Annotated in this window: 23 protein-coding genes and 3 pseudogenes; 14 read left to right on the top strand and 12 right to left on the bottom strand. The window is 66.3% G+C overall.

What is annotated here, in order from left to right:
- Positions 1–74: 74 nt before the first annotated feature.
- Positions 75–840 (top strand): annotated as a pseudogene (locus ACGFJ2_RS18355) (IS21 family transposase); the annotation flags it as partial.
- 42 nt (positions 841–882) lie between these two features.
- Positions 883–1,443 carry an NUDIX domain-containing protein gene (locus ACGFJ2_RS18350; protein WP_393469603.1) on the top strand — a complete coding sequence of 187 codons (561 nt, stop codon included), beginning with the start codon at positions 883–885 and terminating at the stop codon, positions 1,441–1,443.
- Positions 1,444–1,767: 324 nt separating this feature from the next.
- Here ACGFJ2_RS18350 and ACGFJ2_RS18345 read toward each other — a convergent pair whose 3' ends face one another.
- Positions 1,768–2,475 (bottom strand): DUF4386 domain-containing protein, encoded by a 708-nt coding sequence (locus tag ACGFJ2_RS18345; RefSeq protein WP_393469600.1) that lies wholly within the window; start codon positions 2,473–2,475, stop codon positions 1,768–1,770.
- A gap of 112 nt (positions 2,476–2,587) precedes the next feature.
- On the opposite strand from ACGFJ2_RS18345, the gene ACGFJ2_RS18340 reads away from it, so the two are divergent.
- On the top strand, positions 2,588–2,731 hold the full coding sequence (locus tag ACGFJ2_RS18340) for a hypothetical protein (RefSeq protein WP_357948082.1): 144 nt from the start codon (positions 2,588–2,590) through the stop codon (positions 2,729–2,731).
- A gap of 83 nt (positions 2,732–2,814) precedes the next feature.
- On the opposite strand, the gene ACGFJ2_RS18335 is transcribed toward ACGFJ2_RS18340, so the two are convergent.
- The 3 genes from ACGFJ2_RS18335 to ACGFJ2_RS18325 form a co-directional block, all read right to left on the bottom strand.
- Positions 2,815–3,117 (bottom strand): hypothetical protein, encoded by a 303-nt coding sequence (locus ACGFJ2_RS18335; protein ID WP_393469596.1) that lies wholly within the window; start codon positions 3,115–3,117, stop codon positions 2,815–2,817.
- A gap of 985 nt (positions 3,118–4,102) precedes the next feature.
- Entirely contained in the window at positions 4,103–4,576 is a 474-nt protein-coding gene (locus ACGFJ2_RS18330) for an ATP-binding protein (RefSeq protein ID WP_393469593.1), read from the bottom strand.
- A 153-nt stretch (positions 4,577–4,729) separates the two neighbouring features.
- Positions 4,730–4,924: a hypothetical protein gene (locus tag ACGFJ2_RS18325; protein WP_393469590.1), complete on the bottom strand. Its 195-nt coding sequence runs from the start codon at positions 4,922–4,924 to the stop codon at positions 4,730–4,732.
- Positions 4,925–5,054: 130 nt separating this feature from the next.
- On the opposite strand from ACGFJ2_RS18325, the gene ACGFJ2_RS18320 reads away from it, so the two are divergent.
- From ACGFJ2_RS18320 to ACGFJ2_RS18310, 3 genes are all read left to right on the top strand, one after another.
- Complete coding sequence (locus ACGFJ2_RS18320; RefSeq protein ID WP_393469587.1) at positions 5,055–5,906, top strand: helix-turn-helix domain-containing protein; 852 nt, start codon at positions 5,055–5,057, stop codon at positions 5,904–5,906.
- 13 nt (positions 5,907–5,919) lie between these two features.
- On the top strand, positions 5,920–6,132 hold the full coding sequence (locus tag ACGFJ2_RS18315) for a DUF397 domain-containing protein (protein ID WP_393469584.1): 213 nt from the start codon (positions 5,920–5,922) through the stop codon (positions 6,130–6,132).
- 346 nt (positions 6,133–6,478) lie between these two features.
- Positions 6,479–7,030, top strand: coding sequence for a hypothetical protein (locus ACGFJ2_RS18310; protein WP_393469582.1), 552 nt, complete (start codon positions 6,479–6,481; stop codon positions 7,028–7,030).
- Positions 7,031–7,076: 46 nt separating this feature from the next.
- Here the strand turns inward: ACGFJ2_RS18310 and ACGFJ2_RS18305 are convergent, their stop codons facing one another.
- Positions 7,077–7,451 (bottom strand): transposase, encoded by a 375-nt coding sequence (locus tag ACGFJ2_RS18305; protein WP_393469579.1) that lies wholly within the window; start codon positions 7,449–7,451, stop codon positions 7,077–7,079.
- Here ACGFJ2_RS18305 and ACGFJ2_RS18300 point away from each other — a divergent pair.
- The 3 genes and pseudogenes from ACGFJ2_RS18300 to ACGFJ2_RS18290 form a co-directional block, all read left to right on the top strand.
- Positions 7,338–7,610 (top strand): annotated as a pseudogene (locus ACGFJ2_RS18300) (Scr1 family TA system antitoxin-like transcriptional regulator); the annotation flags it as partial. The gene ACGFJ2_RS18305 and the pseudogene ACGFJ2_RS18300 sit on opposite strands and share 114 nt — an antisense overlap.
- Positions 7,611–7,677: 67 nt before the next feature.
- Positions 7,678–7,848, top strand: coding sequence for a Scr1 family TA system antitoxin-like transcriptional regulator (locus ACGFJ2_RS18295; protein WP_393469576.1), 171 nt, complete (start codon positions 7,678–7,680; stop codon positions 7,846–7,848).
- Complete coding sequence (locus ACGFJ2_RS18290) at positions 7,832–8,020, top strand: DUF397 domain-containing protein (protein ID WP_393470019.1); 189 nt, start codon at positions 7,832–7,834, stop codon at positions 8,018–8,020. Before ACGFJ2_RS18295 ends, ACGFJ2_RS18290 begins: the two co-directional genes overlap by 17 nt.
- Positions 8,021–8,146: 126 nt before the next feature.
- Here ACGFJ2_RS18290 and ACGFJ2_RS18285 read toward each other — a convergent pair.
- Positions 8,147–8,458, bottom strand: a pseudogene (locus ACGFJ2_RS18285) (transposase); the annotation flags it as partial.
- A gap of 401 nt (positions 8,459–8,859) precedes the next feature.
- Here ACGFJ2_RS18285 and ACGFJ2_RS18280 point away from each other — a divergent pair.
- From ACGFJ2_RS18280 to ACGFJ2_RS18265, 4 genes are read left to right on the top strand one after another with little or no spacing between them, the layout of a single operon-like run.
- Positions 8,860–15,840: a DNRLRE domain-containing protein gene (locus ACGFJ2_RS18280; protein WP_393469573.1), complete on the top strand. Its 6,981-nt coding sequence runs from the start codon at positions 8,860–8,862 to the stop codon at positions 15,838–15,840.
- A complete protein-coding gene (locus ACGFJ2_RS18275; protein WP_363991215.1) occupies positions 15,837–16,820 on the top strand; it encodes a hypothetical protein in 984 nt (327 codons plus the stop codon). The genes ACGFJ2_RS18280 and ACGFJ2_RS18275 overlap by 4 nt, the downstream gene beginning before the upstream one ends.
- A gap of 14 nt (positions 16,821–16,834) precedes the next feature.
- Positions 16,835–17,008 carry a hypothetical protein gene (locus ACGFJ2_RS18270; RefSeq protein WP_363991218.1) on the top strand — a complete coding sequence of 58 codons (174 nt, stop codon included), beginning with the start codon at positions 16,835–16,837 and terminating at the stop codon, positions 17,006–17,008.
- The gene (locus ACGFJ2_RS18265; RefSeq protein ID WP_363991221.1) at positions 17,009–17,224 is read left to right on the top strand and encodes an MFS transporter; all 216 of its coding nucleotides are present in this window, start codon (positions 17,009–17,011) and stop codon (positions 17,222–17,224) included.
- 151 nt (positions 17,225–17,375) lie between these two features.
- On the opposite strand, the gene ACGFJ2_RS18260 is transcribed toward ACGFJ2_RS18265, so the two are convergent.
- Entirely contained in the window at positions 17,376–18,554 is a 1,179-nt protein-coding gene (locus ACGFJ2_RS18260; protein ID WP_393469568.1) for an IS701 family transposase, read from the bottom strand.
- Positions 18,555–18,724: 170 nt separating this feature from the next.
- Positions 18,725–18,913, bottom strand: a complete 189-nt coding sequence (locus ACGFJ2_RS18255) for a LuxR C-terminal-related transcriptional regulator (RefSeq protein ID WP_363991227.1) — start codon at positions 18,911–18,913, stop codon at positions 18,725–18,727.
- 17 nt (positions 18,914–18,930) lie between these two features.
- Here ACGFJ2_RS18255 and ACGFJ2_RS18250 point away from each other — a divergent pair, with 17 nt between their 5' ends.
- Entirely contained in the window at positions 18,931–19,404 is a 474-nt protein-coding gene (locus ACGFJ2_RS18250) for a TIGR00725 family protein (protein WP_393469565.1), read from the top strand.
- A gap of 90 nt (positions 19,405–19,494) precedes the next feature.
- Here the strand turns inward: ACGFJ2_RS18250 and ACGFJ2_RS18245 are convergent, their stop codons facing one another.
- The 4 genes from ACGFJ2_RS18245 to ACGFJ2_RS18230 form a co-directional block, all read right to left on the bottom strand.
- Entirely contained in the window at positions 19,495–19,884 is a 390-nt protein-coding gene (locus tag ACGFJ2_RS18245; RefSeq protein WP_393469562.1) for a DoxX family protein, read from the bottom strand.
- Positions 19,885–20,442: 558 nt separating this feature from the next.
- Positions 20,443–21,000 carry a DinB family protein gene (locus ACGFJ2_RS18240; RefSeq protein WP_393469559.1) on the bottom strand — a complete coding sequence of 186 codons (558 nt, stop codon included), beginning with the start codon at positions 20,998–21,000 and terminating at the stop codon, positions 20,443–20,445.
- A gap of 477 nt (positions 21,001–21,477) precedes the next feature.
- Entirely contained in the window at positions 21,478–21,780 is a 303-nt protein-coding gene (locus tag ACGFJ2_RS18235) for a hypothetical protein (protein ID WP_393469557.1), read from the bottom strand.
- A 21-nt stretch (positions 21,781–21,801) separates the two neighbouring features.
- Complete coding sequence (locus ACGFJ2_RS18230) at positions 21,802–22,008, bottom strand: hypothetical protein (protein ID WP_393469554.1); 207 nt, start codon at positions 22,006–22,008, stop codon at positions 21,802–21,804.
- Positions 22,009–22,036: the final 28 nt, after the last annotated feature.

Genomic DNA, 22,036 nt, shown 5'->3' with positions numbered 1-22,036 from the left:
ACCGCCTTCCAAGAACGCTTCGCCCGGTCGGCTGTCGACGACGGGTGAAAACTGACCCCGTGGCGATGATCGTTCGAATCCGCCGGGATCTGTTCGTCGGGATGTGGGGCATGATCCGCGCTCTGGGGGCGGTGCCCAAGACGCTGGTGTGGGACAACGAGGGCGCGATCGGGCAGTGGAGGGGCGGCAGGCCGCAGCTGACGGCCGAGGCGCATGCCTTCCGTGCGCATCCGCCAGTGCAAGCCCGCCGATCAGGAGGCCAAGGGACTGGTCGAGCGGGCCAACGGCTATCTGGAACCCTCGTTTCTGCCTGGCCGGGCCTTTACCGGCCCGTGCGACTTCAACGCCCTGCTGGCCCAGCGGCTGAGTCGGGCCAACAGCCGCCATCATCGGCGGCTCGGCTGCCGTCCGGCCGACCGGATCGTCACCGACCTGGCGGCGATGGTCGCGTTGCCGCCGGTGGCGCCGGTAGTGGGTTGGCGGACCTCGACACGGCTAGCTCGCGACCACTACGTGCGCATCGCCTCCAACTACTACTCAGTGCACCCCTCGGGCGTCGGGCGGCTGGTGGAGGTCATCGCCGATCTGGAACAGGTCACCGCCAGGTGCGGCGGCCAGGTGGTGGCTCGGCATGCGCGGTGCTGGGCCGCCCATCAGACGACCGCCGATCCGGCCCATGTCCAGGCCGCCGCCGCCCTGCGTGGTGCGCCTGGCCCGCACCTGGCCGGCGCTGCCTTGTCGCCGCCGGGCCAGGTGCAGGTGCAGCAGCGGCGACTCAGCGACTACGACGCCGCGCTGGGCATCGAGACCACGTTGGGCACCGAGCAGGTGAAGGGATGAGCAGCAACACATCCGCCTCCAACGTGACGGACGAGCTGCGACGTGACCGGCGTTGTCAGTGCCGCCCTCTATGTTGGCCCGATGGCTCATAGCATGGTCGACAAGCGGGTCGTCGAGGCAGCGGCGATCGACGCCGAAAGGGCGATAGCCGAGTTCGACGGGGCTTGCCGATGGCTGGCTTCTGTCCAGCGGGGGCCGATGGAGCCTCTCGCGGCCGAGGTGTGGGTGTTCGACAGGGATCTTGCCCGGGTGGTGTTGGTGCAGCATCGTTGGCGGGGTTGGGTTCCGCCGGGCGGGAAAGTCGAGGCCGGGGAGACACCGCGTGAGGGGGCGATCCGGGAACTGCTTGAGGAAACAGGCCTTCGGGTTGAACTACTGCCCGAACCGGCAGCGGTTGCGGTTCGCTCCTATCACCCGGACCGGCCGGTCACCCTCGGGCTGTCATATGCCGCGGTAGTTGATACAGCCGCCCCTTTTGTCGCAGAGGCCGGGCAGCCGGTGGCCTGGAAGCGGCTGGACGAGGAGTGGGAGAGCTATTTTCCCGACGATCTCTCCCGTATCCGTCGGCATGCGACGTGGTTGGCTGGTCGGGGCAATCACTGAGGAACTGCTTTGGTGCCGCCGCGGCGGGCCAATTCGCGTCGGAGGTCGAGGTTCTCGCCGTGAGCGCGCTCCAGCGCTGGCGAAGAGGCGGGTGACGATCTACGCCCAGGTGGTGCCGGTGAGGACGCGGTCGTGACGGGCGGTCAGGACGGTGCAGTGCCAGACGTGGCGGCGCATCGGGTAGCGGTAGGCGTCGACGGGCCGGTTGAGGTGGTTGGCGAGATCGTCGAGGGTGGCCTCGCCAGTGGCGGGGTCGGGCTCGAAGGGGTCTCAGGCGGCGATGAGGTGGGGGTCGCGTTGGTGTTCGTAGCGGCCTGGGACCCGTCAACCCGCTGCGGGTGCCGCCGTTGGCGCACCTGACGGGGCTTGGTCGAGCGCGTGACGGCGGACGCCGCGGATCAGCAGGTAGCCGACCATCCAGAGCTCCCCTACGGTCGCGGGGACGGTGAGAGCGTCTGCGATGCCCTGTACGCCGGGGACGAGATATCCGACGAACGCGCTGAGCAGGTAGCCGATGCCGCCGCCGATGAGAATCCAGCCGAGCGGGCGGGGCATCCAGCCCGAGCGGAGCACGCACGAGCCCATGGGGATGAGCCACAGGCCGAAGAACACTGTTCCCACGCCCCACAGGTTGCCGCTGACCAGGTACAGGACCTGGACGACGGCCGCCGCGTCGCCGATCGGGTCGAGCGCGACCTGGACCGCTGTGGCGAGCAGCGCCGCGCTGGAGAGCACCGTGACCGCGTTGACGAGGCCGAAGGCGGCGATACCGCTGGCGGCAAGCGGGTGTGCGGTCCGGAACAGGCGGTAGAACCACGCCACTGTGAGGGCTTTGGTGACGACGATGAGCAACTCTAAGGCGATCCCGGCGCGGGCGAGCGATTCGTGGTCGACCAGGTGGGCGAGCGTCGCACCGGGATCGCCGGCCGTGAAGAGCCGCGGCCGGATGAGCAGGAAGCCCAGTGCGCCGGTGACGGCGAGGCCGAGGTAGAGCAGCCCGGTCATGCGGGCGGTGCGGATCAGCGCGTGCATGGTGGCTCTCCTTGAGGGCTGTGCCGGCGCGGCGGCCGCGAGAGATCGACTGTGTACCTTACTCCGTAAGGTAACTTACGATGTAAGACGCCGACAAGGGGGTGGAAGACCGATGGCGGCGAAGGCATTCCGCGAGCCGCTCAGCCGCGAGCGCGTGCTGGCGGCGGCGGTCGTCCTGGCGGATGCGGAGAGGATCAAGGCGCTGACGATGCGCCGCCTCGACGCCGGCCTCGACGTTGAGGCCATGTCGCTCTAGCCTTCCAAGAACGCTTCGCCCGGTCGGCTGGTTGGAGCGGACCACGGCGGGGTAGCCCCGATCAATGTGGAGACGTACGCGACTTAGCGGAAAAGTCGCAGAACCCTCTCGGCCTGGCGCTCGAGGGTGCCTACCGGGTTATGAGGCATCGCCGGCCCATCGGGGCCGAGCTGGAGAAACCAGCCCAGCGCGATCAGGCGGCGGAAGCCCCGCACCCGCGCGGCTTCCCCCGGGGCCAGGTCGATGTGGGCCAGCAGTTGCTCGGCATCCAGGGCGCCGTCGATGCGGGAGATGTGCTCGGTTACCTCGCCAAGTTCGAAGGCGCGATCGCTGCGGCCGGAGTCTTCCCAGTCGATAAGCGCACGCGCCGCTCGTGTCCGTCCCACAGCAGGTTCGCGTGGTTGCCATCCGCTAGCCCGAGGACAGGCGGATGGGGGTTCGTCACGAGCTGGTCAGGATCGCTGGATGCCAGCCAGGCGGATCCCGCTTGGAGGGCGTGCCGCACAACCGGGTTCGCGCCGAGGTCAGGTCGCTTGTCGGCCCAGACGCGGGCTTTGTTCAGAGCTGCGGCGGGCCCCCAGGAGGCGGGGCGACTCCTTCCGCCACCCGAGTAGGGATTGCCTGGTGCAATCGGTTCACGGCGGTGGCCATCGCGCTGACCTGCTCGTCAGTGGCATGCGCGCCGCGCAGGATACGGCCGGGTAGCCTGGTCATCACGATCGTGGGTGGGTGAGCGTCGAGTGCGGCGTCCAAAGGCGTGGGTGCGAGGTCAGGCGCGTGTTCGGCGAGCAGTGTGAGTGCTGTCCACTCTCGGTGAGGCTCTCCTCGACCCCATGATGTGTAGCGCTTGACCACGACGTCGTCGCTGAATTCGAGGCTGTGAGTGCATCGGCCAGCCGTCATGTGCTCGCGTCGCCCTTTCTGTTCCTCAGACCCGAGGACAGGACCGGTCACGTCCAGCAATGGGAAGGAAAGGGCTTGAGACTACCGCAGGTCGCGGCCCTGTTCTCAGCTCTGCTAACCGAGCCCAAGTTCGTAGTCCACACGACTTCGGAATTCTCATACTTCATCTGACATGCCCGGAAATCAGTGCGCTCCACATGGCGTTTGCCACGTGGAAGGACCAGCGATCACTCTCATGAATGACGGTCTTCCCGGCCCGGAGAGCTGTCCGGCGAATGAACCGCAACCCGCCGAGCATGATCAGTTCGTAGAAGACCTCATCGCAGTCGCAGGTCCACCGCATTACCCGGCCGTGCGGCTCACCCCCGCGTGGATCGTTCCATGCCAGCTCCTCGTAGTGCGACTGGAGAGCGGGCACGTGCGGCGCCGTGCAATGGGGAGGAAATCGCCACTGACTCATCACTCAACTCACCCCCTCACCTGCCGCCCGCTGTGCGCGACCCCGACCGTCACGTCTTCCCCAGCGCAGACAGGCGCGACCTGGCCCGTGAACATCTCCGCCCAGACCGCGCGCTGCCCCGCGCCCAGCAAGCGCACACCCCACTTGAGCGCGATCTGCTCGACCAGCCACAGACCCCGCCCGTGACAGTCGTCATCGCCGGACGCGCGCGATCGAGGAATGGTGTCCGCCCCGTCGTCGGTCACCTCAACGCGAACGATCTCGGCATCAACGGCGACGACCTCCACCGTCACCACCCCGCCGTGCAGCCCCGAAGCGGTATGGATCAGCGCATTGGTGATCAACTCACTGACGATCAACCGCACGTCCTCTACGACTCGAAGCCCTGCCGCCGCCAGCATCTCCCCGACGCAGCGACGAGCCACCGCCACCGAGTGCGCCACCCCTGGCAACACGACCTCACCAAGAAACCGCTCGCTCACCGCGCCACCTCCCAGACCCGCGTAGCCGCATCCACGGCTTACGCACCCACCCACCGACCCCGACCATGACCCCACGCGAAAATCCACCCCTCACCCCTCAACGCGGCCCTCACATACAGCGGACCCCGCGCCCTGCGTATGGCGATGAACGGCTCATCCCTTCGACGGGCACTCCACCGCCAGCGACAGCCCGAACTGCGACAGATCCCACGACAATCGCACTAAGTAAACAAAACGTTCCTCATTGTCATCGAAGTTGCGCATGCTGATGCCCCTTCGAGTGGCCGCGTCGATCGACTTGATCCAGCTCTGTTCGATGCCTTGCCCGTGTAAATCGCGCGAGTTCATGGACCTGGCGGTCCTGCCGCTGAGGAGGGGGCCTGTCACGGGCTGCTTATTCCTATGATGCACATGAACCAAAGGAAGGTGCAACCGTTGCACGTGCATCTCGCTATAGACGTTCGGTAACCTTGCTCGCATGCCCCAAAGGCACCAGACGCCGACGGTCCGCCTGAGACAGCTCGCGAGGGCGCTCCGCCAGCTCCGCGAGAGTTCCGACCTGTCTCGCGAGGGGGTCGCGGAGATCACCTCCATGAACCGAGCGACCCTCTACAGGATTGAGACGGCCCAGGTTCGACCGCAGGTTCGCACGCTGAAAACGTTGATGGACGTGTACCAGGTGGCCGAGCCTCGGCGGACGGAACTGCTCGCCATCCTCAAGGCGGCGAACGAACAGGGCTGGTTGCAGACTGCTGTGGATCTGCCCCAGCAGTACGCCACATACATCGGGTTCGAGGAAGAAGCGCAACGGATACTCAACTACGAGTCGCTGTTCATGCCTGGCCTACTTCAGACCGAGGAATACGCACGGGCAGCTACCGTTGGAACCGGTCCAACGCTTCCGAAAGACGAAGTCGAGAACCGGGTTGTCGCCCGTATGAGCCGCCAAGAGCGTCGAGACCCACCGTTGGTTGTCTGGGCCATTATCGATGAAGCCACGCTACATCGGCAGGTCGGTGGGCCTCGCGTCATGCGTGAGCAGCTACAACGCCTGATTGACGCAAGCTTGGACCCCCATGTCACGTTGCAGGTGGTTCCGTTTGGAGCTGGCGCGCATCCGGGTATGCGCGGCTCATTCGTGATCCTCCAGTTTCCGGAAGAACATCATCACGATGTCGTCTATATCGAGACGAGTACAAGTGATCTCTTCCTGGAGAGCCAGGAGGATGTAGCACGATATAGCCTGGAATTTGAGCATCTTCGCGCAGTGTCGATCAGCCCCGACGCAACGCGCGATCTTATTGCCGACGTGCTTTCGAACATGAAATGAGAGGAGGTGCGGCGTGGCAAAGAAGGATGTTGACCTTTCGCAAGCTCAGTGGCGCACTAGCAGCTTGAGCGGAACGAACGGTCAATGTGTTGCCGTTGCCTTCGTTGAAGGTCATGTGGCGGTTCGTCACTCCAAGAATACGGATGGCCCTAGCATCATCTTCACGGTTGACGAGTGGCGAGCCTTCACAGGAGGCGTGCGACTGGGCGAGTTCGATCAGCCTTAAGCCACCTAACAGGGCTGCCCGGTCCCCATGGCGGTTCCTCCGAGGGGGCCGGGCATCTGTCTGTCTAAGAGCATGTTTGAGAAGATCGTCCATGTTCGGTGTGGCGGTGTGACGGCGGTGCAATATGTCGCCAGGGTGGCCGGGTGCCGTGGCCTCCTTACGCCTCGCACTTGACCAGCGCAAAGTGGAGCCGGCGATCGGGATCCCACGCCGGGTCCGAAGACCGATGGTCGCCCGGAGAAACGTCCGCGCCGGAAGGTCGTGAACCCAATCCTTTACATATTGCGGTCCGGCTATCCCTTGCGGTACGTACCTTGTCGACCCTCCTCGTCAAAGGACCGTTCTCATGCCTTCTGCCGTCTCACGGATCACCAAGCTCATCCCCCCGCGAACCACCCCACGATCCCGGAACTGGGAGTCTGTAGAGAACGAGCTCGGCACTCCGCTGCCCGCCGACTACAAGCAACTTGCCGATATCTACGGCGCGGGAGTCTTCGATGAGGAGATCTGGCTTCTGGAACCTGGATGCGACCACCACGAGATCTTCAAAGACGACCTGAACTTGGTGTCTGCGGCCAAGGAACGCGACGAGGTGCTGGCCGACCTCTGGGAGTTCGAGGACAAGCCCGCAGAGCTCCGCGAAGACGGGGCGCGCGTGCTGCCCTGGGCCTTTTTCGAAGGGAGCGGCCACTTCCTCTACTGGGTCCTTCAGCCTGGCCAGGCACCGGACGACTGGACTGTCATCATGAACGAAGGACGCGGCCCCGAATGGGAGAGTCACCCTCTGTCGTGCAGCCAGTACCTCTTTGCAGCCATGACCGGAAACCTCGACTCCGTCTACTTTGACGGCCCGCTTGCCACAACCCACCAGTTCCAGCCCATCACAGAATTCGTCTAATGGTTGGCAGGCTCCAGGTGATCGAGCGTTCAGGTGGTGATCGACGTCAGTCGCAGGCGTGGCGCGGTTGGCGTTGGGCGGGTCCTCCTCGGGTGAGGCGGCGGGCCATGTCGGCGATGGCGGCCCAGCGGATGATGGCCTCGGACACGGTGGGGTCGCGTTCATAGTCGCGGGCCAAGCGGCGGCAGGCGGTCAGCCAGGCCAGTGTCCTCTCCACCACCCACCTGCGGGAGATGACGTTGAAGCTGCGCTGGTCAGCGGGCTTGCGCACGATCTCCAGCGCGGTGCGCAGGGTGTCTCGTGCCCAGTGCACCAGCCTTCCTGCGAAGCCCTGGTCGGCAAAGACGTGCCGAACCGGAGTAGTCAGGTACGCCGACAGCAGGGCCGTCTTGGCGCCGTCACGGTCCTGCCAGCTCGCCAATCACTTCTCCGAGAAGGTCGACTTCACCTGTCCGCGATCGTCGATGAGGCAGCCATCCGAAGAGTGGTTGGCGCCCGCTCTGTCATGGAGGAGCAGATCGATCACATCGCGGAGATGTCCAAACTCGCCAACGTGTCATTCCAGGTCATTCCCTACTCGGCGGGGGCGCACCCAGGTATGACCGGCTCGTTCTCAATCTTGGAGTTTCCCCGAGACCGACGCGGACGTGGTCTACATCGACTCAGCGGCGGGGGATCTCTTCGTGGAACGGGAATCCGAAGTGTCTCGATATACACTAGATTTCGGGGACCTTCAAGAGATTGCGGCGAGTCCAACTGATTCCGTTCGGTTCATCTCAGACTCCCAAGGGGCAGGTAGCGATGCGCGACGAGCTTGATCTGACGAAAGCACGCAGTGCCAATGGACAGTGTGTGGAGATCGCCCTCGTTGGCGATCATGTCGCCGTCAGGGATAGCAAGAACCCTAGTGGCCCGAGTCTTGTCTTCAACTCCGGTGAATGGAAGGCGTTCATCGGAGGAGCCAAGAATGGGAAGTTCGACCTCCCATGATGTGATAAATCCGGGAAGGCGTGAAGACGCACATAATGCCGCGCCCCCTGACGCGGGCCGAGGCAGGGGAATGATCAGGCGGGGCAGCGTGTGACGGGCGTCGCAGGTATTACATTCAGCCGACTTGTTGCCCTGCTTGATCGCGCTGGTGTCGTCGGCGATCAGTACTCCGTCCGGGCGGCCCAGATGCTCCGGCACGTAGGAGCGCACCTGGTCGCGCAGGACGTCGGCGTCCCATTTGGCGCCGTTGAGCAGATGCTCGAATCGGTAGGCTTTGACGTGCCCGATGTGGTCGGCCAGCTGCCAGGAGTTCTTCCGTGGCACGTCAGCCAGCAGGCTGCGAACCAGGTCGGGGAAGGTGGAGCGCGGCTCGGGCCGGTTGAACAACGGCCCGGCGATCCGCTCGGTCAGCGTGGTCAGTTCCGTATCCCAGGACACGACCAGATCGTAAGTGAGAGTACAGGTCACCCATCGACGATGGACCCACTACATCCCGTAACGGGCCCGAACCTCAAGATCTCTGAATGTAATACCGGTTCCTGCCGGATTTCCGACCGCACTAACGGTAGGTGGCTTTCCTCTTACGAAGATCGCACTTTACTTTTAGCTGAAATTTATGTGATGATCACTCCGGTTTGCGGCCCATGATCCGAAAGGCTGGAGTGAACACTCGACGATCGGCGTCCGGTTTATCGCAGCGGACGCGGTACCAAGCTGCCCTGATTGCCGCGCTGACGCTGCCATTGACCCTGCTCGCACCCCCAGCGATCGCCCAGGACTCCACGCCATCACCCGCTCCCACCCCTTCCGCGTCCGACAGCGGCGCCACAGGCGTTGCCATGGCGCGGGCGAAGAAGGAGAGTAAGCGCGTCGAGATCGAGGCACTGCGCACGGAGAGCGCGACGTCCTTCGCCAACCCGGACGGCAAGACGCTCACTACCGAGTTCTACGCCGACCCCATCCGCTTCAAGCAGGGCGGCTCCTGGCATCCCGTCGATACCACGCTGGTGGCTGACAACGGCGTCATCAGGCCGCGCTCCACCAGGGCCGGTCTCACCCTCTCGCTGGGCGGCGACACCGAGCTCCTCACCGCAGGCAGCGGACGCGACGGATCGACGATCAAGGTCTCGGCGCCGCGGTCGCTGGCGGTTCCGAAGCTTTCAGGAAACCGGGCCGAATACGCAGACGCCTACGGTCCCGGCGTCGACCTCGTGGTTGTGGCCACGCCGACGGGATTCCGGGAGGAAGTCGTCATCAGGCGGCGGCCGAGCGGCCCGCTGGCATTCTCGGTCCCCGTCCAGCTTCCCGACGGCTTCTCCCTGGGGAAGAGCTCGGCGGGGAAGCTGGTCGTCCGCGACGGAGCGGCGCACACGACGACCGAGCTTCCGCCGCCGATGCTGACGGACGCGAGCGCGGATCTCAGCGTCGGTGAGGAAGGCCATCTGGGCAAGGTGGCCATGACAGTAGGCAAGGCCGCCATCGTCTACAAGCCCGACGCCGGCTTCTTCGGCAATTCGCGAGTTTCCTATCCGCTTTCCCTCGTGGTAGCAGACTCCGATTGGACGGAACTGCCCGTTGGAAATGACACGTTCATCAACAACTCCTCCTATCAGAACGGCTATGCCAACAGCGGCGCCTACCATTTGCAGGCCGGAAAGACCAACGAGGGCACGGTGCGCTGGCGCACCTATATTCGTTTCGAGGAGATTCCCGAGGACTCGCCGCTGCGCGGCGGCCGGGTGACCAACGCCGACCTCGTCCTCTGGAACATCGCCTCCAACGACTGCGGCGTCAGCGTCGGCTCCGGCATCACGGCCCGCAGGGTCACGCAACGCTGGGACGTGTCCACACTGACGTGGAGCAACCAGCCGACCGTGACGGGCGACGGCGCCAACACCGAGTACGGCGCCTATCTGCCCGGGTGCGACCGCGGCTACATGGACTACGAATGGGACCTGTACCACAGCGTCAACGCGATCACCCAGGCGTGGGCCGACGGTCAGGCCAACTACGGGTTCCAGCTCACCTCGGGCAACGAATCCGACTACCTCAACTGGCGGGCGTACCGCTCGAAGGAGTACGTCTCCGGCGGCGGCGCGCACGGTCCCAAACTGGTCATCGGCTACGTGCCGGCCCCGCCGAAGAACCCGAACCACATCACCCTCCTGGAAGAGGGCGAGCAGGTCCCCACCACGCTCGCCGACCTGGACGCGCTGGCCGCCCAGAGCCGGGTGGCCAAGTCGCTCATCGGCATGCCGCAGCTGTCCGACGACGAGATCGTCGACATCAGGAACGACGCCGACGCCGACGAGGCCCTGGTTCCAACGGAGGAACTGGACGAACCGGTTCCCGGTTTACCCGAGCCCGAGCACGGGCTCACCGGCCACTGGACCTTCGACGAGGGATCCGGTGACAGGGCGGCCGACTCCTCCGGCAATCTGCGCACCGCCACCCTCAACACCACCGCGGCCTGGACACCCGGCAGGACCGGGTCCGCGCTGACGAACCAGTCGACGCCCCCCGGCCTGACCCGGCAGCTGAGCCCGTGGATCGGGAACTCCCGGGCGGCCGCCGGGCCGGTGCTCAGCGGATTCGACGTTCAGCCATCACAGAAGGTCAACGGCACGATCGTCACCCCTTCCCTGACGCCTAGCCTGCGTGCCTTGGTCACCGATCCGGGCCGAGCGGCGTCCAAGGTCGACTTCCAGATCATGCGCTACGTCGACGATGCGCCCGTCTGGTCCGGCTCGCTGGCGAGCGTGCCGTCGGGGACCCAGGCCTCGATCGCGGTGCCCGCTGCGAAGCTGCTGGACGGCACGCGCTACGAGTGGCAGGTCCGCGCCACGGCTGGCGGCGTGACCTCGGCCTGGTCGGGCTACCAGTTCTTCACCGCGGACGTGCCCGAGGCGGTGGTGGACCAGTTCCAGGTCACACCGTCCTCGCAGGTCGGCACGGACACCGTGACGCCGACGCTGACACCCACGCTGAAGGCGAGGGTGACAGATCCGCTGGGCGGTCCCGTCGGGGTCGCGTTCGAGGTGAAGCGTTACACCGACGACGTGTCCGTGTGGTCTGGTTCGGTGGCCAATGTGGCCTCGGGCTCGCTGGCGTCAGTCACCGTTCCGGCGGGCAAGTTGGTCAACGGCGTGAAGTACGAGTGGCAGGTGAAGGCCACCACGCCTGGCTCGACCCCGGCCTGGACCGGTTACCAGTTCTTCTCGGTCGACGCCACCCCGTCCGTGGACCAGTTCCAGCTCACCCCCTCGCAACTGGTCGGGGGAGCCATCACCACGACGTCGCTGACGCCGACGATGCTGGCGCGAGCGACCAATCCCACGGGCGGCACGCTCACCGCCGAGTTCCGGGTGCTGAAGTACGCGGACGACAGCATGGTGTGGTCGGGCTCCGTGACCGCCGTGCCCTCCGGCACGCAGGCGTCGATCACCGTGCCCGCGGCGAAGCTGCTGGACGGCACGCGCTACGAGTGGCAGGTCCGCGCCACGGCCGGCGGCGTGACCTCGGCCTGGTCGGGCTACCAGTTCTTCACTGTGGACGTGCCCGAGGCCGTGGTGGACCAGTTCCAGGTCACACCGTCGTCGCTGGTGGGCGCCGAGATCGTGACGCCGTCGCAGACCCCCGCGCTGAAGGTCCGGGTGACCGATCCCCTGGGGCGCGCCGCCACCGTGGACTTCGAGGTACGCGACTACGCCACCGACACCTTGCAGTGGTCGACCTCGGTGCCTTCCGCGCCCTCCGGTGCTGAGGCCTCGGCGTCGGTTCCCCCGAACAAGCTGGCCGACGGCGTCAAGTACGAATGGCGCGTCAAGGCGAGCACGCCAGGCTCGACCCCTTCCTGGACCGGCTACCAGTTCTTCACGGTGGACGTGCCCGAAGCGACGGTCGGCGAGTTCCAGGTGACACCGGCCGAGACCATCGACGCCAACACGGTGACACCGTCGCTGACCCCGTCCCTGCTCGTCAGAGTCACCGATCCGCTGGGCGGCGCGGTCACGGTCGACTTCGAGGTCGCCGACTACATGACCGACACGGTCCTCTGGACGGCTTCCTCCGCCGGGGTTGCCTCGGGAACCACCGCGACGGTGAAGATCCCCACCGGCGTACTGTCCGATCAGCACGACTACGAGTTCCGTGCCAAGGCGACCACGCGGGGATCCACCGCGAGCTGGTCGTCATGGCAGCGATTCCAGATCAACGTCTTCAACCCCGACACCGATCCGGCGCTCGGTTCGCCGCAGGTGGTGCCCTCGCAAGTCGACAACGGCACGGCCGTCACCTCCACCGTGTCGCCCGAGCTGCGGGTGACCGTGACCACCCCGCAGGAGCACACCTCCCGGGTGGAGTTCGAGCTCGAGCACGACCCCTCGGCGCCGGAGGGCCAAGGATCGGGTCAGATCTGGGCCACCGCGCTCGACCAGGTGGTATCGGGCGCCACCGCGGCCGTCCAGGTGCCCGCTGACAAGCTGCACGACGGCTGGGTGACTCGCTGGCGGGTGCGCTCGCTCGACGGTGGCGCGTCATCCACGTGGACCGCCTGGCAGCGTCTCGCAGTGACCATCCCCAAGCCAGGAGTCACCTTCCCGCAGGTGACGCCGTCGTCGGTGATCGACGGCAAGCTGACCACGACGTCGCTGACTCCTGCGCTTGAGGCCGTGCTCACCTACGGGCCAGGCGGGACCCTTCGCGCCGAGTACGAGATCGAGCACGACCCGGACGCGCCGCAAGGCCAGGGAAGCGGGCTGATCTGGTCGGGGGCCGTCGGCGGTGTCCAGGCGGGCGCGCGAGCCGGCGTGAACGTGGAGCCGGGCAAGCTGACCGACGGCTGGCACGTCCGCTGGCGGGTCCGTTCGATCACCGAATCAGGTACGGCGCCGCTGACCTCCGCGTGGACGGACTGGCAGTCGCTGATCGTGGACCTTCCCGACTCGGCGCCGGCGGTGGAGGAGCTGCAGGTGACCCCGTCGAGTTCGGTGGACGGAAAGACGATCACCCCGACGGTCACGCCCCAGTTGCGCGCCACCGCGTTCGATCCCAGGGGCGAGCCGGTCCGCGCGGAGTTCGAGCTGGAGCACGATCCATCCGCGCCCGGGGAGCAGGGATCCGGGCAGATCTGGGCGAGCGGTGTCGACAACGTCCGGCCAGGAACCCAGGCCACCGTCGCCGTGCCAGGCGGAAAGCTCTCGGACGGCTGGATGACGCGCTGGCGCGCCCGCGCCGTCTCGGCGAGCGCCTCCTCGGCCTGGTCGGACTGGCAGCAGCTCACCGTCCGCCGCCCGGCCTCGGCACCCACCGTGGGAGAGTTCAGGGTGGTGCCGTCCGCCGAGGTCGGCGGGCAGACGGTCACCCCGTCGTTGACTCCCCAACTCCTGGTGACGGCGGCAGATCCACGCGGTGACCTCCTTTCCGCCGAGTTCGAGGTCGAGCACGATCCTTCCGCGCCCGAAGGGCAGGGGACCGGGCAGATCTGGACGGCAACGGTCGCCGACGTCCAGGCGGGAACGCAGGCCACGGCGGCGATGCCGGCGGGCGAACTCTCCGACGGCTGGGTCGTACGCTGGCGTGCCCGAGCCCTGTCGTCCACCGCGACCTCGGCCTGGTCGAGCTGGCAGAAGCTGACGATCAACGTCCCCAAGCCTGACGTGAGCGCGCTGGAGGCGACTCCGAACCAGGTCGTCAACGCCAAGCGGGTGGTCACCTCCACGACCCCCACGCTGGGCGCCACGGTCGTCAACCCCGACGGCGCCCCTGTCCGCGCCGAGGTCGAGCTCGAGCACGACCCGTCCGCCCCGGCAGGTCAGGGGAGCGGACGGATTTGGTCCGGCAGCGTGGACGGGGCCGCGTCCGGGAGCCGTGGTCAGGTCACGGTGCCAGCGAACCTACTGTCAGACGGCTGGGTCCTGCGCTGGCGCGCGCGTGCCGTCGCCGGGGAATCGACCGCGGGTTGGTCGCCCTGGCAGGTGATCGTCATCCACCTCGTCCAGCCGGGTGAGGAGGCGCTGGCACAGACGAGTGAGCCGGTCCTGGCGACAGACCACAGCTTCACCGTGGCCGCGTGGGTGCGCTGGACCGCCAGGAACGGTTCCTACAGCGTGGCCGAGCAGCGCGGCGCCCACCAGGCTCCCTTCCGCCTCGGCTACGACCAGGAGCACGGTCTCGTCTTCACCCTGACCAGCGCCGATACGGCCGACGCCACTACCGAGGGCGCCGTCTCCGGGATACAGCCACCGCTGAACGAGTGGTTCCATCTCGCGGGAACCTACGAAGCCTCCTCGAAGACGGCGACGCTGTACCTCAACGGCAGCCCGATCAAGACGGCTGCGATCTCCTTCCCGAGCTGGAATGCCGCCGGTCCGTTGACCATGGGGACCAGCATGCCCGGCGCGATCGACGAACTCCGCACCTACAGCGTGGCCGCCGCGCCGGAGAGCATCGCGGCCCTCTTCGGCGGCGTCGCAGCCCCCGCGGCGGCGAAGATCGCGTCCGCGGCCGCCCTGCCCGGGCGGACCTACGACCGGCTGGGCGCCAAGGAGTGTGCGACGAAGTACTTCTACCCGGAGAACGGCAAGCCGCGCTGGTCCAACGGCTGGGCCAAGAACGGCTTCAGCCTGTGCCGGATCTTCGCTCTCGAAGCGAAGTGGAATGACCGCTACGAGTACGAACCGCGCGTCAAGCAGTATCTCAATCCGATGTTCACCGCCGGGCTCATGGTGGTGGCCAGAACCTACGGCACCAAGCCCGACGGGCTCGACAGCCCGTCGCAGACCAACCGGCTCGTGGTCTTCGACGCCTACGTCCTGACAGGTAAGCGCCTCGGGCCTTCCATCGCCGACGAGGTGGTGACCATCGGCATGCTTCCCCCGCGCAATTCACGGGACTGCCTGGACGTCACCCAGTGGGGAGGCGCCCAGAACCGGAACTTTGTGCAGAAGACCGTCGACCAGTGGGAGACGCAGAATCCCTTCAAGACCGACGTCTGGACACCGCAGGCCACGTTCAGGTTCTGGTCGGACCCGGCCGCCAAGCCGGCCGAGCGCATCACCGGGGAACTGGACGCCAACGGTAAAGCGATCAAGGTGGAGAACGCCGAGGCGGTATCCCACTGCGGCTTCAACACCTACGCCCACGCGGAGGGTTTCGACATCCTGGGAGCCCCCTACCCGTGGGGCCTGTCCAAGCCGGTCCTGGTCCGTTGCGACTCCGCCGCGTACCTCTCCGGGGGCGGGGGCTGCGTCTTCCCCGCGGTGCCGTCGCTGCAGTTGGGGATGGGCAATCTCGCCACTCCCTACGACCAGACGTACATGCACTACTGGAATGCCTGCTACGCGAGCCCGACCACCTACCCGCGGAAGACCGGCAAGTTGATCCGCGGGTGCTACGACTACGGCAACGATCGGTTGCCTTCTCCGGAGCACAGGCTGACACGTAGACCGGACGACCCGGACGGCGGTCAGAACCGCGGCAGGGCGCAGACCCGGTGTGACAGCCTGTGGCTCGGCTACAAGAACAACGGCAGGGAGTGCGACGAGTACCCGTTCGCCACCACCAACAGGACGGTGGATTCCGACAAGAACAGGGAATTCTCGGTCTGTCCCGTTCCTGCCGCGTCGAACAGGAACGCCGGCACGGTGCAGAACCGGTTCTACCAGCAAGATCGAGTACTGTACCGTGACGCGTTCGCCGTACGGTTCAAGCAGTTGCTCGATGGCAAGGACGGACGGCCCAAGGCGTTCCCCATCGACACGCTCTGCGAGCCGCCCAAGAATCCCGTCTCGCCGTACGCGATCGACAAGGACCACGATTGACGCGCGAAACGCACTACCGCGACCTGCTGGAGACCGAGCAGTGGCTCGGCTCCGGCCTGTCGTGGACGGTCGTCAGGCCGGTCGCGGGGGCGATCGGCCCTGCCCAGGTCGCCGCCAGGCTCACCGGCGGCGGCCGGCCGGAGATCCGCGAGCTCGACGTGCAGGACACCGAGCTCGACGGGTTCCATGTCCTGTTCGTGGACACCGTCGGCGACGGCGTGATGCTGTTCGAGCGGTGGGGCGGGGGCTACGAGGACCGGCCCGAGGTGCTCGGCTGGCTGAGCGAGGACGCCTACGTGTGGAATCTCGGCTGGCACGCCGGTGGCGGCGAGCGGATCATCCATGCCGTGCCCGGGCGCTCCGGCTACGAGACCGTCGATCTGACGGATTCCGGCGCCTACTCGGGGGCGTTGGGGCCGGGTGTGGAGCGGGTGCGGGCGGCGTCCGGATGGGCGCGCAAGGCGGCGGCGATGGCGCTGGTGGAGGAGCTCACTGGCGCCCGGCTGGACCGGGAGTGGCTCACAGGTGCGCGGACCGCCGTGCTGATCGACACCCCCACGTCGGCAGGTCCGCTGGAGCCCCTGGGCCTGGAGCACGTCGAACCCGAGCTGGAGCGGCGGCTCCGCGCACTTGACGCGGCAGGCAGGCGGGCGGTCCTGATCGCGGTGGCGGGCGAGCTGGCCGCACGGTTCCAGCTCTGGGACGAGCCGGTCGAGGAGGCGTTGCGCGCGGATGGCCCGCTCGGTGCGGAGGTCAGGGATGGGCTGCTGCTCATGCACGCGCCGCTCCTGCGTGACTGGATGGACAGCAACGGCGGGTTCCCCAGAGAGGGCGACGAGCTCTGGCAGCGGTGGGTGGCCTCGCTCGCCGTACGGCACGCGCTGCTGAACCCCGATGACGGCCTGCACTCTCTCACCTATGCGCGCCGTGCGCTGGGGCCGGAGTGGCTCCACCGGACTATTCCAGAACGGGATTCTTGAATACCATTCTGAGAATGGCGATCACGGCGTGCGAGGCGGACGAGACAGTCCGGTTACGTTACGCCTGGCGGGCCGTGTCCGTCACCGGGCTCGGGATGCTCCTGACCGGCCTCAACTCGAGCTCGCTGAACGTCGCGCTGCCGACCGTCGTCGAGCACTTCCACGCCGAAGCGTTCGTCGCCAGCTGAGTGCTGCTGATCTACATGCTCGTCAGCCCCGTCGGCCTCGTCGTGTTCGGCAGGGTGGCCGATCTGTTCGGCCGCCAGGGCACCTACCTGCTCGGTTTCGTCGTCTTCACCGTCGCCAGCCTGCTCGCCGGGTTCTCGCCGAGCATCGAGGCGCTGCTGGCCGCCCGGTATTACATTCAGAGATCTTTGGGTCTCGGGTCGCCGCGTCGGCGGTAGTGGCTGACCAGGGCACGGGTTTGGTGGAGGCGGCGGAAGGCTGACCAGGCCAGGACGTGCGCGATGGCGTTGGCGGCTGGAATGAACAGGCGGGTCAGGACGCGGCGGATCTCGGCGAGTGAGGGCCGCAGCAGGCGGGTTGGGGTGCTCCTCACGGCGGGTTGGCGTTTGTTGTCGTGTCTTTTCCCTGGTCATCGGGTTCGTCGTGGTCTGGGGGTAAGGCGGCTTGAGTGACGGCGAGGAAGGCCAGGGCGAGCATGACGGTGGTGACGTGCCGGTGCCAGGGCGTCCACTTGCGGACCTGGTATTGCGTCAGACCGAGCAGGTCTTTGCTTTGGGCGTTGTTCTCCTCGATCTTCCAGCGGAGTCCGGCCAGTTTGATCAGTTCGGTGGTCGGGGTGCCGGTGGGGGCGTGGGCGAGGAAGAACTCGATGTCGGCTGGGTCGGTCACCGAGCGGCGGATCAATACCGTGTGGGCGTAGCCGGGAGCGGGGGTCTGCTCGGCCAGGTGGACAGCGACGGTGGCCCAGTCATACAGGCGGATGCCCTTGGTGCCGGATCCGCACGAGCGGCGCTCCCATACCGAGGAGTTGGCGTGGGCCAGGAGCCGATCCAGTAGGTGGCCGACCGGCTCGCCGCCGCCACGTACGGCAATCAGCGGCAGATCGACCGGGACTGCCAGGACGTAGCCGATGTGCTGGGTATGGCAGAAGGCGCGCAGGTCGGGGTCGCGGCCGTAGCCGGAGTCGCCGCACAGGTAGCGGAACGGAGTCCCCGCGGTGATCTCCTCGCTGAGCATGTCGATGAACAGGGCCGGCTTGGTGGCGAAGAGCAGTTGGGCGGGGATGCCCGCCTCCTTGCGCCGCTGCGGGTCGTTGGCCCAGCTCTCGGGCAGATACAGGCGCCGGTTGACGAAGGCGTGCCCGGCGCTGGAGGCGTAAGTGAGCATGGGCATGATCTGGCAGTTTTCGACCTGGCCCGTCAGCCCGCAATATTGGCGGGCCACGCCGGCCGACTTGTTGCCCTGCTTGATCGCGCTGGTGTCGTCGGCGATCAGTACTCCGTCCGGGCGGCCCAGATGCTCCAGCACGTAGGAGCGCACCTGGTCGCGCAGGACGTCGGCGTCCCATTTGGCGCCGTATAGCAGATGCTCGAATCGGTAGGCTTTGACGTGCCCGATGTGGTCGGCCAGCTGCCAGGAGTTCTTCCGTGGCACGTCAGCCAGCAGGCTGCGAACCAGGTCGGGGAAGGTGGAGCGCGGCTCGGGCCGGTTGAACAACGGCCCGGCGATCCGCTCGGTCAGCGTGGTCAGTTCCGTATCCCAGGACACGACCAGATCGTAAGTGAGAGTACAGGTCACCCATCGACGATGGACCCACTACATCTCGTAACGGGCCCGAACCTCAAGATCTCTGAATGTAATACAGGGGTGCTGATAACGCTGACCTATTGCTCCTGGTAAGTCGCAGCATGGGCGACAGGGATGCCGTGCCTGGCTGGTCACTGGCCGAGGTCGGCTTCGCGGGCCTGGATAATGGCTTGGGCGCGGTCGGCGACCTGCAACTTGGTGAAGACGTCGGACACGTTGTTGCGCGCCGTCTTCGGCGACAGCGACAGCGACTCGGCGATCGCTCGGTTGGAGAGGCCAGTCGCGATGAGCTCGAGCCAGCGCTCCCTGAGTGAGGTCACGGCGTAGGAGGCCCTTAATGGCTATTCAGGTATCGGTATGCGGGCCGCGTGACTGTACCGAAGATGACCGTCGCAATGCCCGCGAGCTGGGCCGCATGCTGGCCGAACGCGGAGCGGTAGTGATATGCGGCGGATATACAGGTGTCATGGCGGCGGTTGCCGCCGGTGCGAACGCCGCAGGCGGAACGGTTGTGGGGATCCTCTCCCGCGCTGACCGGGAGCACATCAACCCCGACCTGACCATCGTCATTCCTACAGGGATCGGCGAAGCTCGTAACAACGTCATCGTCAACTCAGGTGACGCCGTGATCGTGGTCGGCGGCTCCTGGGGAACGCTTTCCGAATTGGCCCTTGCCATGAGGAGAGGACGAGGCCCTGTCGTCCAGCTCGGAGGGTGGCGCATTCAAGATCGCCATGGGCGACCGATTCCAGGCATCCATTACGCCGACAGCCCTGAACACGCGATAGAGCTGACAGGTCTGTGGCGGTAGATCGCGACTGGATGTAGAGCCTGGTTCTGGGGTTCAAGGGGGTCGCGGGCTGAGGCGTCGCGGACGAACTGATCTGGTTTGGGCCGGAACTCAGTAGTAGGCCACGTTCGCGGCCAGGGCGGCCGCCGCCAGCGTGAAGAACACGGACCAGGCGCCGAAGTGGTGGTCACGCGCCCGCAGATGAACGCAGAACGCGCCGAGGAAGTACAACACGAGGCCGGCGGCGGCGAGCAGGCCCAGCACCGGAACGGCGAACCCGGCCAGCAGTCCCAGCGAGCCCGCCGCCAGCATCATGCCCAGCGGGAGCATCCAGGAACGGGGCACGCGAAGCTGGTCCGCCTGCTTCTTGGGGTATTCATGGCCGATGAGGTTGGCGATGGCGGCCAGGCCGACGACGGCCGAGGCGAGGAGAGTGATCACGAGGTAGACGGCGAACACGATGGTCCCCTTGTCCGTGCGAGTGATAGGCCGGTTGCGCACTACACGGACGAGATGAGCTGCCGGGAACGTGACATGCCCGGCGTGTGACTTGGGTTACGGCTCCGCCGGCCGACGCCAGGGATGGCGTCACATCGGTTGAGCGCCAGGTGCATGAGGTGGTGAAGGTCGCCCACCGGTGATGTCAACGAGCTGGTCAGACCGCGTCGGCGCGGGTCCACGACCATGTCCATGTCACTCGCCGGCGCCGGTCGGGCTCGCATGTCGGCATACCCCTGATCGTGCAGAGGGAGGCTTATCGGGCAATTCCTGCCGGATAGTCCCAAGACTCCGACTGGCTTCAACGGTCGGCGTTGGTCACATAAAGACCGCAGACGAAGTCGAGGGATTCTTCCGGGCGGCCTCGAGGACCTGCTGGCCCGGATCGAGCGACACGAGCAGAGAAGCTGCGCCATCTTGACGTAGCTGATCAGGGTGGTGGCGTGAGGGTCGTTCGGGGTGCTCGTGCTGGTGGTGGGCGGCAGTCTGAGGTGTAGATCGTCTGGCAGGGTTGGTTTTGCGGGTTCCGAAGCTCGATCGCCGGTTACCGTAAAGTCATATTCAGCGCGGTACGGCTCCTTCTTGCCAGCGGTAGAGGTCGCGCAGCAGGGAAATCTCGGCGCCGTGATGGATCAGCTCCCTGTTGACGTGCAGGACGATGCCCTCCATGGGAAACTGCTCGGGACCCACCGGGGGCGGATTCTCCAGGTCAGCGTCCGAGAGCTCGCGGACCCCCGCGTTCCATCTCCCATACATCTCATCGAGCTGCTTTAGCGCCTCGTCAGCGGTCCCCGCGTAGGCGAATGTCTGGGAGTCGACGTCCTGGCCGCCGAAGTGCCATCCGACCCGATAGCCGAGGCAGGAGACGATGATGTGCGCAAGCCGCCAGGCAATCGTGGTCACCGGAGCCGGCACCGGGGCAGGGGACGCGGAGTCCATCATCCATTCCCCTGAACCTGCCGACATCGGTTTGGCCGATGTGTCACGTGGGCGGATGCTCCAGCAGCCGCGCACCGGCTCCCAGAAGTACTCCTCATCGGCAAGACCGTCCAGCCGCGGCCGCAGATTCTTGTGCCAGTGCCGGTCCAGCTGGTCCGCGAGTCGCTCGCTTCTTGTCATTTCGGCACAGTACAGACAACGGAGACCTGGCTGCGACCCTCGCGGACGCCGTCGCCGGCCGTGGGCCGCGAGAGCGTACCGCACCGGGAGATGACGCTGGGGGCCCAGAAGGAGTCGAACCTCCAGCAGCCCGCTGGCTGCGACCACCAGCCTGCCGTACCGAACCCCGCCGCATAACCCCCAAAGGATTGACGAAGTCGATCACTTTAGGGGAGTCGGTGCCCTGCTCGTACAGCGCCCGCGCCAGGCGGGCCATCGAGGCGTAGTCGTCCCGTGACGCCTCCACGCGCAGCCGTTGGAGCGCATCCTCCGTCACTCTGACTCCCTTGGTCAGGGCCGGATCGTACATGATCGAGATCGTTCACACCTCTCACGAGCACCCACCGGTCACTGTCAGGTGACATCCAATCTGGCCATTGATCACGGCGTGACCTCGTGCTGGTCAGTTCATCTGTCACGGACGGCGAGGTGGCTGTGTCATTTGAAGTGGCCATTTTCCGGCAGTGGTAGCGGTTGCCATGTGTGACGCTGTTCGGCCAGGTGGCGTCGTCGGCGGATGCGGTGCTTGCGTCGCAGTTGCTCGACCCACCGGGTGAGCCCGTCTTGTTGTCCCCAGAGAGAGGGCGGGGCGGGCCCCTTACTCGCTGAAGCGGGCTCGTTCATCTGCTGAGCGACGCGCTCAGAGAAGCTGCGAAGCGCTCGCTCGTCCACCATGGCGACGTGGCGGCGCCAGCCCAGGTCGGTGAGGAGTTCGGTGAGCGCGACGGCTTCGGGTGTCAACGATCGAGCGCTACCAGGTGGTCACGTTCGACCCACGACTCGAACCCCACCCGGCGCTCCATCGTGGCCGACCAGTACCAGCCGGGATAGTTCCGCTGCCCGGTGATAGGACGGGAACGAACGGACGGGCAGCGCCTCCTCCAGCGCCACGCTCGCCAGCCGCTCCAACCCCACGAGCTGCTCCACGCCATCGGCAACGACGTAGGCGCCCCTGAACTCGCTGATCATATTCCGTGACGTAGCGCTCACAAATCAC

The sequence above is a fragment of the Nonomuraea sp. NPDC049028 genome, from assembly GCF_043197735.1.
Classification (GTDB): Bacteria; Actinomycetota; Actinomycetes; order Streptosporangiales; family Streptosporangiaceae; genus Nonomuraea.
This window is presented reverse-complemented; position numbering and strand designations above follow the sequence as displayed.